We start from the raw sequence: 13,205 nt of genomic DNA on the forward strand, positions 1-13,205 counted from the left end.
GCTCGGGCGGCCTGGCCTGCGCGCCCGGCTCCTCGTCCGGCGGGGCGAGCCTGCCCGGCACGACGGCGGGCACCGGCTCGGGCGGCGGGCTCGACCTGGGCGGGGCGGCGGGTTCGTCCGGTTCCGTCACGCCGACCCCGATCGCGCCGGCCAGCACGTCGGGTGAGACCGGGGCAGCCTCGGGAGGATCCTCCGGGGGTGCGGCCGCGCCCGGCGGTACCTCGGGTGCGGGCACGGGCGGCGGCTCGACCGGTTCCGGCGGCGGATCGCCGGCCGGTGCTGGTGCCCCCGGGGCGGCACCAGCGGTCGGCGCGGGCGATGCCGCCGATGCAGCGCACGCTGCGCCCGCCCCGGTCAGCGCCTCGGCGACCTCCGCGACGCCGTCGTCCCTCGGCACCACGATCGACCCGCCCGTCACCGCGACGCTCTCCACGGGCTCCCTCGCCGAGAGCGGGGAGGACTCCCGGCGGCGGCGATGGCCGCACCGCTGGGCCTCGCCGGGCTCGGGGCCGCCGGCCTCGGGGCGCTGCGCGGCCGCGCCCGCCGGGCCGACGAGGGGGAGCTCGCACCCGACGAGAACTGACCGGCACCCCCACGCGATCCGGCACCACTCCAGCACCACCCCAGCAGCACCCGAACCATCAGAAGAACCGGCACCACCTGATCGACCGCCGACCGGCAGCCGACCACACCTCACCGCCACCCTCGTGGCACCGACGAAAGGACCACTCTCATGAGCACCACCGTCTACGGCATGGACATCAACGCGGCCCGCGATCTCGTCCGGGTGATGACGACCGACGCCGACACGATCACGCAGCTCACCGCCCGCCTCACCCAGCAGCTCGAGGCCACCCCGTGGCAGGGCCCGGACTCGCAGCGCTTCCGCGGCGACTGGCAGGGCCAGTACGTGCCGGCCCTCAACAGCGTCGTCCAGGCGCTGCAGGAGAACGCGCAGATCCTCGCGGCCCAGGCCGACGACCAGGAGCGCGCCTCCAGCTGACGCCCAGCCCGGGCCCTGCCCGGGTGCCCGACGACGGCGGCGGTGACCGGGGAGGTCACCGTCGTCGTCGTCGCACGTCCCGCCCGAAGCGCCCGGCAGACGCCCCGGAAGGTTCCACCCCCGTCCGCGTGGACGCGCGCGCGGCCCCTCCCTAGCGTCGGGGTGGTCAGGGACGAGGACCGAAGGAGTGCCGCATGTGGCGACTGAGCGTGGTGCCGAGCACCGAGAGCGCGCTGGAGGCCGTCGACGTCGTGGTCGACGCCGCACCGCACGGGCGGGTCGCCGACCTGGCCGCCAGCCTGGGTGACCACCTCGCCGGCCCCGGGTCGCGCGTGCTCCTCGCGCCCGTCACCGACGGGCGGCCCTGGCCCGCGCAGCAGCGGCTGCTCGACTCGCCGCTGCGCGACGGCGGCCTGCTGCACGTGGCCTCTGTCCCGAGCGACTGGCTCACCCGTCCGCAGGCGCACCGGCGCCCCCGCGCGATCCTCCGCGTCGTCGACGGCCCCGAGGCGGGCCGCGAGGTCGAGCTGCACGGCGACGTCGTGACGATCGGACGCGCGGCGGGCGTCGACGTCCGTCTCACCGACCCGCTCGTGAGCCGGACGCACGCGCGCCTCGTGCTCGCGGCGACCCCGTCCGTCGTCGACCTCGGCTCCGCGCACGGGACGCGCGTGGCCGGTCGCGAGGTCCAGGCGGCGCAGCCGCTGGCGTGGGGCGAGACCATCGAGCTCGGCGGCACCCGCCTCACGCTGCGCGACGTGCGCGACGGCGGCCGCGCCACGACGTCGGGCGTCACGGGCGCCGGCGACGGCGCCGCGGACCGCGAGCAGGGCGTGCTGCGGACGCCGCGGTTCGGCACGGGCGTCGTCGAGACGGAGCTCGACCTGCCGGCCCCGCCGGCGTCGGTGCGCAAGACCCCGTTCCCGTGGCCGATGATGCTGATGCCGGTCCTGATCGGCGGGGGCATGCTCGCGATGAGCCGCAGCCCGATGTCGCTCATCTTCATGATCGGGTTCCCGCTCATGATGGCGATGACGAACCTCGTGCAGCGCCGGCAGGCCCGCAAGGAGTTCGAGGCCGAGCGCGACCTGTGGCGCGGCGACGTGCGCGAGGTCCTCGCCACCCTCGACGACTCGGCCGCCACCCAGCGCGCCAACGCGTTCGACGACGAGCCCGACCTCGACGCCGTCGTCGTCCGCGCCCGCACGCGCCACCACCGCCTGTGGACGCGGCAGCAGGACGACGCCGACTTCCTCACCGTCCGCTCGGGGCTGGGGGAGCGGCCCGCCCTGGTGACCGCCAAGAAGCCGAGCGGCGGCGACCGCGGCCTGCGCGCCGAGGCCACCCGGGCGCTCGCGACCCGCGGCACGCTGCCCGACCTCCCGGTGCCGCTCGACCTCGGCGCCCCGCTCAGCGCGGTCACCGGTCCGGTCGACGACGTCGACGCCTGGGTCCGCGCCGCGATCGTCCGGCTCGCCGTCACGCACTCGCCCACCGACCTCGCCATCACCGCCGTCCTCGGCCACGACCGGGGCGCGCTCGAGACGTGGCTGCGGTGGCTGCCGCACGTGAGCTCGGCCGGCCCCGCGCCCGTCGCGATCGGCGCTGCCGCGGGGCAGGCGCTGCTCGAGCAGCTCACCCTGGCGACCGGCACCGGCCACACGCTCTGCCTCGTGGACGCGGGTGCGGGTCTGACGCGCCGCCACGTCGAGGCCGTCGCGCAGCACGCCGCCCGCGCGGCGCAGGAGGGCGGCCCCGGCCTGCACCTGCTGTGGCTCGGCGAGCGGACGGAAGAGGTCCCGGCGGCCACCGCGCGGCTGGTGGACCTGCGGGTCGGCTCGCTCGAGCACGCCCGCCGCGGCGGTGTCGAGCGCATCGACGCGCCCGAGCGGCTCGACCTCGCCACCACGTGGCACACGGCCCGCTCGCTCGCCGGCTACCGCGACGAGGCCGCCGTCGGCGCGGCCGAGGCGCTGCTCCCGGCCATGGTCCGCCTGCCGGACCTCACGGGCTGCGGGAGCGACGACGTCGAGCAGGTGCTCGAGCGCTGGTCCACCAGCCGCGGGCTGCGCGCCCAGCTGGGCGCCGGCACCGACGGCGCCGTGACGATCGACCTGCGCGAGGACGGCCCGCACGGTCTCGTGGCCGGCACCACCGGCGCGGGCAAGAGCGAGCTGCTGCAGTCCCTCATCTCCTCGCTGGCCGTCAACAACCCGCCGAGCCGAATCACCTTCCTGCTCGTGGACTACAAGGGCGGCGCGGCGTTCCGCGAGTGCGCGCAGCTCCCGCACACCGTCGGCTACATCACCGACCTGACCCCGGCCCTCGTCCAGCGTGCGCTCGTCTCGCTGCACGCCGAGCTGACCGCGCGTGAGCACCTCCTGGAGCGCTACGGTGCCAAGGACCTCCCCGACCTCGAGCGCAAGCACCCCGAGGCCGCCCCGCCGAGCATGCTGATCTGCGTCGACGAGTTCGCGGCGCTGCTGGCCGAGGTCCCCGACTTCGTCGACGGCATGGTCTCGATCGCGCAGCGGGGCCGCTCGCTCGGGATGCACATGCTGCTCGCGACCCAGCGCCCCGCCGGCGTCGTCACGCCCCAGATCAAGGCCAACACCGATCTGCGCATCGCGCTGCGCGTGGCCTCCCCGGACGACTCCACCGACGTCATCGACGCCCCCGACGCCGCACAGCTCTCGCGCCGCAACCCCGGCCGGGCCTGGCTGCGCCGGACCGGCCACGGCACGCGCGAGCTCGTCCAGGTCTCCTGGGTCGGTGCGCGCGAGATCCGCCGCGAGGCGGCCGCACCGGTCGAGGTGCGCCCCTTCGACGCGCGCGGCGGCGCGGACGCGGCCGCGGCGCTCGCGGCGGGCGACGCCGACCGCCTCCACCCCCGCACCGACCTCGAGCGGTTGGTCGAGACCATCACGACGGCGCACCTGCGCACCGGAGTCGCCCCGCCGAGCAGGCCGTGGCTGCCCCAGCTGGCCGACGTGCTGCCGCTCGCCGTCGCCGGGCCCGGACGCCTCCTCGTCGGCGCCGACGCGACGCAGGCCGCGCTGGTCGACGGCGCGGGCGCGTCGCAGGCGCGGACGGTCGAGCCGGGCGGGGGCCAGGTCGTGCTCGGGATGATCGACGACCCCGCGGCGCAGACGCAGGAGCCGTGGGTGCTCGACCTCACCCGGTCCGGGCACCTGCTCGTGCTCGGGTCCTCCGGCGCCGGCAAGACCGAGCTGCTGCGCACGCTCGCCGTCGCCGTGACCGCCGGTGGCGACGCCGCGGCTCCGCTCGTCTACGGGCTCGACTGCGGCGGGGGCGGCCTGGCGGTGCTCGGGCTGCTGCCGTCCGTGGGCGCCGTCGTCGTCGAGGCGCAGCGCGAGCGGATGCAGCGCCTCGTGCGGATGCTGCACCGCACCGTCACCGAGCGGAACGCCGCGATGGCATCGCGGGGGTGGCCGACCTCGCGGCGCTCGCGGCCACGGGGGTCGACGTGCCGCGCGTGCACGTGCTGATCGACAACCTGCCGGCACTGCTGGAGTCCTTCGAGGGCGGCGGCTCGATGCGCCGCCAGCACGCCGACATGCTCGTGGCGATCCTCCAGGAGGGGCGCCGCGCGGGGGTCCACGTGAGCGCGACGGCGCCGCAGCGCACCGGCGTGCCGGCCCCGGTCGCGGCGGCGTTCGGGCAGCGCCTCGTGATGCGCATGACGATCCCGGACGACTACATGATGCTCGGCGTGCCCGCGGGGGTGCTCGACGCCGACAGCCCCGCGGGCCGTGCACTGCTGGGGAAGCACGAGGTCCAGGTGGCCACGATCGGCGGCGCCGGCACCCCGCTCCAGGCCGAGCGGCTCGCCGCGATCGCGGCGCAGGTCGCGGGTCGCTATCCCGACGGCGCCACCACCGTCCCCGCGATGCCCGGCCGGCTGCCGCAGGAGGCGGCACCGCAGCCGGTGCGCGACGAGGTGACGGTTGGCGTCGAGGAGGACATGGTCGCCCCGGTGACGCTCGCCCTGCTGGACGGGCCCGTGCTCGTCACCGGACGCACCCGGACGGGGCGCAGCACCCACCTGCTCGCGCTCGCGCAGCTCGCGGCCCGGGCTCAGCAGCCCGTGGCGGAGGTGGTCCTCGCGGGGCCGCGGGCTGCCGCGACGGCGTCGACGCTCGGCGGCGGGCTGCCGCTGACGGTGCTGGCGAGCCCCGAGGAGGTGCTCGCCTGGCTCGAGGGACCCGGGGCGAGCGCGCCCGACGGCGACACCCTCGCGGCGCCGTCGGGCTCCGCGCCGTGGCGCCTGGTCCTCGCGGACGACGTGCACGAGTGGGAGCGTGCCTGGGAGGCCGCGGGCGCCGAGCGACGCGCCGTCGAGGCGCTCGCGGCGTGGGCCCCGCGGGCCGCAGGCCTGGGTACCGCGCTCGTGGTCGCGACGGACGCCGACGACGCCCGCACGCGCCAGCACATCCCCGGTCTGGTCTCCGTGGTGCGGCGCTCGCGGCGCGGTGTGCTGCTGAGCCCGGAGATGGGTGACGGCACGCTGCTCGGCGCCCAGGTGCCGATGGCGAGCCACGAGGCGCTCACCGGACCCGGCCGCGGGCTCCTCGTCGCCGGCGGAAAGTTCCACCTCGTGCAGACCACCGCGGCGTCGATCACCGTGGAACAATCGGCGGCAGGACGGGGCTGAGCGGCCCTATCGGGCACCGGACGGGGCCCGATCGACATGACGGCACGACCGACGGAAGGGGTCGGCATGCGCAGGTGGCGGAGGCCGAACGGCGAACGTGGAGCCGTCGAGGTCGGGGTCGCGATGGCCGGAGCCCTCCTCGTGGTGGGTGCGATCGTCGGCAACGGCGTCGCGAGCACCCTCGTGGACATGTCCGACGGCACCACCTGGCTGCCCGAGGACGACCAGGGGACGGTCGTGCAGATCAACCCCGCCACCGGTGAGCCCGAGCGGCGGCTGCAGATCGCGGCGGGCGAGGCCGAGCTCGAGCTCGCGCAGCGCGACGGCCGCCTGATCGTCACCGACCGCCTGACCGGCGAGATCACCGCTGTCGACCTCAGCACGCTGCTCGCCAGCGGGCAGCGGACCGCGGCCGACCCGGCCGACACCCGCGTGCTCGTCGGGGGTGGTCACGTCGCGCTCGTCGAGCTGGGTGAGGGCCTCGTCCGCGCCGTCAGCCCCCTCACCCTCGCCGACATCGGCACCCCGTACCGGACCGACGCGCTCGCCGACGCCACGATCGACGACGCCGGGCGCGTCTGGGTGATCGGGCAGGACGGCCGGCTCCAGGAGCTCGAGTACCGCACCGAGGCGCGCGAGCACGCGGTGCGCACCGACGTCCCCGTCGAGGCGGCGGGCCCGGCCTCGCGCCTGGTGCCGCACGCGCGCGGCGTGACGGTGTTCGCACCGGACCGCGGCGCCGTCGTGCAGATCGGGTCCGGCAGCGACGTGAGCGCGGGGGTGCCGCAGCTCGAGGGAGCCCTCGAGGTCGCGCCGCGCTCGCCGTCGGACCTCGTCCCGGCCTCGATCCCCGAGCGCGGGCGCGTGGTGGTGCTGAGCGGGCGCGACGTGCTCAGCGTCGACGTCGCCGCGATCGGGTGCGAGCGGCCCGCGCAGCCGCAGACGTTCTCGGGGCGGATCTACGTGCCGTGCACCGGCGCCGGCAAGGTCGTCGTGCTCAACTCCGACGGCAGCCGCGGCGCCGCCGACATCATCGTCCCGGGCGGCGGTGACCCGCGCCTGACGATCGACGAGGGTCGCCTGGTCGTGCACACGAAGGACCGCTCGGGCGGGTACGTGCTGGTCGACGGCGGTGGCACCACGCGCGTGGTCGAGCCCGAGCCGACGGCGGTCACGCCCGTCCCGGTGGATCGCCCCCTCCCGCCGCGACCGGCCCCGCCGCAGCCCCAGGTGCCCGGGGCGGGCGGTCCGACCGCGCCGCAGCCGCCCGTACCGACGACGGACGCGCCCGCGGCGCCGACCGACACCCCGACGGGTGCCCAGCCGCCCGAGGTGCCGGGCGTGCCGACGCCGCCGGTCCCCACGACGCCGCCCCCGGGTCTGCCGTCCGTGCCGGTGCCGACGGACCTGCCGACCGACGTCCCCACCGACGGCGGCACGGTCGTCCCGCCGACGACGGGCGGGCCCACCGACACCGGGACCGGCACCGGCCCCGTGCAGGAGTACGCACCGACGAACATCCGTGTCACCGCCGCGAACGACCCGGCGACGGCCCGCGTGACGTGGCAGGCCTCGGAGGTCCCGGCCGTGCGCTACCAGGTGACCGCGTCGGTGGGCACCGGGGCCGAGGTGGCGGCCACCGCGCCGCTCGAGTCGACGCTGACCGAGCTCGTGTGCGGCCGCGAGATCGAGGTGCGCGTGACGGCGGTGCACGTCCCGGCGGTGACGCAGCCCGTGACGCGCGAGACGACGTACACGCCGGAGTGTGCTCCCGGCTCGACGCCCCCGACCGAGGATCCGACGTCGCCGAGCCCCACCGAGACCACGCCGAGTCCGACCGAGACCACGCCGAGTCCGACCGAGACGACGCCGAGCCCGACGGAGACGACGCCGAGTCCGACGGAGACGACGCCGAGCCCGACCGGGACGACCCCGGCTCCGACCCCAACGGCGGACCGCCCCACGGCGGCGACGGGCGTGTCCGCGACGGCGCGGCCGGACGGCACCGTCATCGTCACCTGGAACGCCGCGACGCGGGCGGATCGGTACAGCGTCCGACCCGCCGGGGGTGGGCAGCTGACCGATGCGGGTACGGCGACCAGCGCGACGGTGCCGGCGGCGGCCGGCAGCACCGTCGCGTACGAGGTGGTCTCGCACGTCGGCACGGAGACAGCGGTCTCCGCCGCCAGCGGTTCCGTGACCGTCCCTGCGCGCCCAGGTGCACCCGGGGTGGGGGTCACCGTCACGCGGAACTCGCCGCAGCAGGTGGCGCTGTCGTTCGCGATCACGCCACCGGCCGATGGCGGTTCGCCGATCATCGACTACACCTTGAACTTCTCCGGCCCGTCGGTGACCCCGACCCAGGTCCCGCTCGGTGGCCAGACGACACACGCGGTGACGATCGACTGCAACGCCCAGGGGCTGTGCCGTGACGGCGGCACCGTCAGCGCGACGGTCACGGCCACGAACGCGGCGGGGGAGGGGGCGGCGGGTTCGGGCAGCGGCAGCCTCGCGGCCCTCCCGGTGCCGAGCGACAACGACGGTGTGCTGACTGGCCGCAACTCCACGGGCACCAACACGGTGACGGCGGCGGTCGACTACGCGCCCATCGCGAGCTGGGTCGAGACGCCCGGCACGTGCACCACGGGCGGTCAGGTGATCGACTGCGCGACGCCGACGACGATCGCCGAGCAGCGAGGCGCCCGCAACGTCGGTGCGTGGGCGAGCGGCGAGGTGACCTTCACCGGCAGCGGGTGGGCCGCGGGTATCACGGCCACCGTCTCCGGCTACGCCGACGCCCCGGGTGAGGCCTACTGCGAGCCGGGCGGGCCGTGCTACCAGATCGCGTCGCTGCCCCCGACAGAGGTCCAGGTCGTCCCCGTTCCGTGGACCGCACCACAGATCCCGCACCCGCCCGCCGTCGCGGCCGGCGTGCTGCTCCTCGGCACGGCCGGCGCCATGCGGCTGAAGCGTCGTCGCACGTCCCTCGCCGAGGCGACGGATACGTCCGATGCCGCCGCGACGACCGCCCCCACCACCTCTACGACCCGCACCCCGTCCCCGGAGGACCGATGACCACGCCCGCCACCGACGTCGCCCCCGCCCGGATCGCCGAGGTCCGCGTGCTGCACGACCGGATCGTCGACGCCGTCGAGCAGGCGCTGCGGGGCAAGCGGCCCGTCGTCGAGCTCGCGATCGTCTCGCTCCTCGCGGGTGGGCACGTGCTGCTGGAGGACGTCCCGGGCACCGGTAAGACGACGCTCGCGCGCGCGGTCGCGGCCGCGCTCGGCGGGAGCTCGCGCCGCATCCAGTTCACCCCGGACCTGCTGCCCTCCGACGTCACCGGCACGTCCGTCTTCGAGCCGGGCACCGGTGAGATCACGTTCCGCGAGGGGCCGGTCTTCACGCACGTGCTGCTCGCCGACGAGATCAACCGCGCCGCCGCCAAGACGCAGTCGGCGCTGCTGGAGGTGATGGCCGAGCGCACGGTGACGACCGACGGGATCGGACGCCGCGTCCCCGACCCGTTCCTGGTCATCGCCACCCAGAACCCCGTCGACCTCGACGGCACCTACCGCCTGCCCGAGGCGCAGCTCGACCGCTTCCTCGTCAAGGTCGAGATCGGCTACCCCGACGCCGAGCACGAGATCGAGGTGCTGCGGCCCGGCAGCCGAGCCGGCTCCGTGGAGCACGTGCCCCAGGTGACGACGCCGGACGAGGTCGCCGCGGCCGCCGCCACCCTCCGCGGCGTCCACGTCGCCGAACCGATCCTCGGCTACGTGCGCGCCGTCGGCGCCGCCACCCGCGAGGACGCCCGGTTGCGGCTCGGCGCCTCGACACGCGGGCTGCGCGGGCTCGTGGGCGCCGCCCAGGTCTGGGCCGCGACGCAGGGCCGGCACTACGTCGTCCCCAGCGACGTGCAGCGGCTCGTGGTCCCCGTGCTCGGCCACCGCGTCATCCTGACGCGCGATGCCGTGCTCGCCGGGACGACCACGGAGCAGGTGCTGCTCGACGTGCTCGACCGCGTCGAGGTGCCGCGCCCCGGCGCGGCCTGAGCCGTGCCGCCGCTCGACCCCACCGGCGCGGCCGACGGGACCGCCACCGGCGCGGGGTCCGACACGGGCGCCGACACCCACGCCGACACCCACGCCTGGGGACCGCCGCGCCTCACGGCCCGCGGCACCGCCGTCCTCGCCCTCGCGCTCGCCCTGCTCGCGGGTGGCCTGCTCGCCCGGTTCCCCTCCGTCGTCGCGCTCGGCACGGGTCTCGTGGTGCTGCTGGCGATCTCGCTCGCCGGCGTGCTCGCGCGCGTCCCGGTCGACGTCGAGCGCCGCACCAGCCTCACGCGCGTGACGCGCCTGGCGGACTGCACGGCCGAGATCACGGTCACCAACCTCTCCTCGTGGGCCTCGCTCCGGCTCGAGGGCCTCGACCGCGTCGGTGACGAGCTGCGGCCCGTCGCCCTGCCACGGCTCGCGCCGGGGGAGCGCGGGACCGGGCGGGAGGTCATCCCGACCGACCGGCGCGGCCGGGTCGTCTTCGGGCCGCTCCTCTTGCGCCGGTCCGGGGTCGCGGGCCTGGTGGTGCGCACCAGTCGGCACGGCGAGGCCACGAGCGTGCTCGTCGAGCCGCGCGTGCTCGACGCGCTCTCCCTCGCCCCCGGCCTGCGCCGCGGGCACACCGGGGCGCAGGAGCGCATCGAGCACGGCGGGACCGACCTCGTGGGCCTGCGCGAGTACATCGCGGGTGACGACCTGCGCCGCCTGCACTGGGCCACCAGCGCGCGCCGCGGTCAGCTCATGGTCCGGCAGGACGCCGACCCCGCCCTGCCCTTCCTCACCGTGCTGCTGGACGACCGCCTCGCGAGCTACGCCTCGCCCGCGGATCTCGAGGAGGCGGTCGACGTCGCCGCGAGCCTCCTGGCGACCGCCTCCGAGCGCGAGAGCCCGGGGCGGCTCGTGACCGCCGTCGGCGGCCTCGACCTGGACAACCCCGTCTCCCGCGTCGGCGACGGCGGCGCCGAGCTCGCCCGGGACGTCCGCGAGGCGCTCGCGCTCCTGCGCGGGGTCGGGAACGGCGACAGCGACGCCGACGACGCAGCAGGTGGCCCCGCCGACCTGCCCCTCACCACCGGCGCGCCCGACGTGCTCGTCGTCGTCACCGGTGCCCAGGCCGACCTGGGCGTGCTGCTGCTCGAGGCCGCCGCCGCACCGACCGCGGTGATCGCCGTCGTCGACCCCGATCCGCGCGCGCTGGTCTCGGCCGTCCAGGGTGTGACGGTGCTGCGCGGCCCGCGCGCGGACGACCTCGTGCACGGGTGGCGGACGGCGGTGGCCCGGTGACGGCGTCGACGACGGCTCGCGGCACCCCCGCGCCTGGTGGGTGCCCGTCTGGTCCACGACGCTCCTGCTGCTCGGCTGCGTCCCGTTCGCGTCCGCCTACGCGTGGTGGGCGGTGCCGCTGGTGCTGGCCGGCGTCGTGCTCGCCGGTGTCGGCGTGGTCGTGCTCGGGTCGCTGCTGCGACTGGCGCGCTGGGTGGTCGCGGTCGCCGGTGTCGGCCTCCTCGCCGTCGTGACCTCCACGATGGCCAGCAGCGGTCTCGAGGCGGTGCCGGCCGGCGCCCGGTCGGTGGTGCCGCTCCTGGACGCGCTGCCGCGGCTCCTGACCGCGCCGCGTCCCGCGCCGGCCGGGGTCGGGCTGCTCGCACCGACGGTGCTGCTCGTCGGGGTCGTGGCGCTGGCGGTCGCGCTCGCCGTCGTCCCGCGTCGCGGCCTGGCCCCGCGCCGGGCGGGTGTCGCCGGGCTGCTCGGCTCCGTGGTGCTGCAGGCCGCCGCGGCCGTGCTGGTGGCGGGCCAGGACGCGACCGCGGTCGTCGTCGCGATCCTCACGCTCGCCGTCGCCGGCCTCGGGTGGGTGCTGGGGGAGGCCCCCGCCCGCGCGCAGGACGGACGGCGCCACGGCGTGGTGCTCCCGGGCGCGCTGGTCCTCGCGGCCGCGGGCACCGCCGTCGTCGCCCTGGCGGTGCCGACCGCCGGGGCGTTCGAGGCCCGCCGGTACGTGCCCCCGCCGGTGCTGCCGGCCGAGGCCGTGAACCCGGTGCCCGACGTGACGGGCTGGCTGCGGGGCGGCGAGACGACGCTGTTCGACGTCACGGCCCACGGCACCCCGCTCCCGCAGCGGCTCTCGCTCGCGGTGCTGCCGGACTTCGACGGGTCGACCTGGCGCCTCGCGGCGCGGCTGCGTGCCCCTGGCGTCGTGGACGAACCCGACCTGCCGGCCGGCACCCGCCGCGACGTCCTGGAGCTGAGCGTGCAGGTGCGCGAGCTCGGGACGGCGTGGCTGCCGAGCCTCGGCCACGTCGAGACGATCACGGGTGTCGCTCCGCTCGCGGACGTCGACACCGGCACGCTCGTGCTGGAGGGCGCCCGGACCGATGCGGAGCCGCCGAGCTACCGCGCCCGGGTCACCGTCGACGCCCCGCAGCCCGACCTGGCGGCGCGCGCCGGGGTCCCCGACGCCGCCAGGGCCGCCCGCTACCTCGAGGTTCCGCGCATCAGCGACGACCTGCGAGCCGAGGCCGCCGCCCTCACGGAGGGCGCGACGTCGCGGCTCGAGCAGGCGACGCTGCTCGCGGAGGGGGTGCGGGCGGGACGCACGCTGGAGGACGCCGCCGCCAGCGGCTCCTCCTACGGCCGGTTGGCGGAGTTCCTGTTCCTGCCCGAGGAGGAGGGTGGGCAGCGGGGGACGCAGGAGCAGTTCGCGGGCGCCTTCGCCGTGCTCGGGCGCACGCTCGGGCTCCCCACCCGGCTCGTGGTCGGGTTCGAGGTGCCGGGAGCCGCGGAGGGTGCCGAGGCGGCGACCGTGAGCGGCGCCGACGCCGCGATCTGGGCCGAGGTGTACCTCGCGGAGGCGGGCTGGGTCGCGTTCGACCCGAGCCCCGACGCCTCGTCGGGTGACGGCTCCGGGGCCCAGCCGTCGCCGTCGCCGACCGGGGACCCCGGTCTCGACGGTGAGGAGAGCCCGGTGCCGAGCGAGCCCGAGACGCTGCGCGACGACGCGGCGCCGCAGGGCGGTGACGACGCCGCGAACGGGGGCGGCGGGGTGGCCGGGCTCGTCGCGTCGGTCGCGGGCGCGTCCCTCGCGGCGCTCGCCCTCGCGTCGGTGGCGCTGCGAGCCGTCCGACGGCGGCGGTGGCGCGCCGCGGGGGTGCGCGGCGCCTGGCAGCACGTCACCGACGCCGCGTGGCTCGCGGGCCTCGAGCAGCGACCGGGGCAGGACGCGCTCGCGACCGCCGAGCTGCTGGTCGGAGCCGGTGCGCCGGCGTCGGTCCGGGCGCTCGCACGCCGGGCGGAGGCCGCGGAGTTCGCGCCCTCGTCCCACGACGTCGACGGCGGGCAGTCGCCGTCCGGCGAGGACTGGCGCCTCGCGCGCCACACGTCCCGCGCCCTGCGCCGGACGCTCCCGTGGTTCCAGCGGCTGTGGTGGGGCGTCTCGCCGGCGGTGCTGCGGCGCTGATCCGGGGGTGAC

General features: G+C 77.0%; 7 protein-coding genes. All 7 read left to right on the top strand.

Annotated elements, in window-relative coordinates; all coding sequences use genetic code 11:
- Positions 1 to 733: 733 nt before the first annotated feature.
- The 7 genes from QQK22_RS03675 to QQK22_RS03705 all read left to right on the top strand — a co-directional run bounded on the left by QQK22_RS03675 (position 734) and on the right by QQK22_RS03705 (position 13,193).
- Positions 734 to 1,003, top strand: coding sequence for a hypothetical protein (locus QQK22_RS03675; RefSeq protein WP_284249506.1), 270 nt, complete (start codon positions 734 to 736; stop codon positions 1,001 to 1,003).
- 194 nt (positions 1,004 to 1,197) lie between these two features.
- Complete coding sequence (locus QQK22_RS03680) at positions 1,198 to 4,512, top strand: type VII secretion EssC family protein (protein ID WP_284249509.1); 3,315 nt, start codon at positions 1,198 to 1,200, stop codon at positions 4,510 to 4,512.
- Positions 4,452 to 5,678, top strand: a complete 1,227-nt coding sequence (locus QQK22_RS03685) for a hypothetical protein (protein ID WP_284249511.1) — start codon at positions 4,452 to 4,454, stop codon at positions 5,676 to 5,678. The genes QQK22_RS03680 and QQK22_RS03685 overlap by 61 nt, the downstream gene beginning before the upstream one ends.
- A gap of 123 nt (positions 5,679 to 5,801) precedes the next feature.
- The gene (locus QQK22_RS03690; RefSeq protein ID WP_284249513.1) at positions 5,802 to 8,753 is read left to right on the top strand and encodes a hypothetical protein; all 2,952 of its coding nucleotides are present in this window, start codon (positions 5,802 to 5,804) and stop codon (positions 8,751 to 8,753) included.
- Entirely contained in the window at positions 8,750 to 9,733 is a 984-nt protein-coding gene (locus QQK22_RS03695; protein ID WP_284249514.1) for an AAA family ATPase, read from the top strand. The genes QQK22_RS03690 and QQK22_RS03695 overlap by 4 nt, the downstream gene beginning before the upstream one ends.
- Positions 9,734 to 9,736: 3 nt before the next feature.
- A complete protein-coding gene (locus QQK22_RS03700; protein WP_284249515.1) occupies positions 9,737 to 11,020 on the top strand; it encodes a DUF58 domain-containing protein in 1,284 nt (427 codons plus the stop codon).
- A gap of 40 nt (positions 11,021 to 11,060) precedes the next feature.
- Complete coding sequence (locus tag QQK22_RS03705) at positions 11,061 to 13,193, top strand: transglutaminase domain-containing protein (RefSeq protein ID WP_284249516.1); 2,133 nt, start codon at positions 11,061 to 11,063, stop codon at positions 13,191 to 13,193.
- Positions 13,194 to 13,205 lie beyond the last annotated feature (12 nt).

Origin of the sequence: Litorihabitans aurantiacus, assembly GCF_030161595.1 — a bacterium.
GTDB lineage: Bacteria > Actinomycetota > Actinomycetes > Actinomycetales > Beutenbergiaceae > Litorihabitans > Litorihabitans aurantiacus.

Coding starts and splice junctions, on each gene's coding strand:
- QQK22_RS03675 (WP_284249506.1), top strand. CDS start 734: ATGAGCACCACCGTCTACGGCATGGACATCAACGCGGCCCGCGATCTC.
- QQK22_RS03680 (WP_284249509.1), top strand. CDS start 1,198: ATGTGGCGACTGAGCGTGGTGCCGAGCACCGAGAGCGCGCTGGAGGCC.
- QQK22_RS03690 (WP_284249513.1), top strand. CDS start 5,802: ATGGCCGGAGCCCTCCTCGTGGTGGGTGCGATCGTCGGCAACGGCGTC.
- QQK22_RS03695 (WP_284249514.1), top strand. CDS start 8,750: ATGACCACGCCCGCCACCGACGTCGCCCCCGCCCGGATCGCCGAGGTC.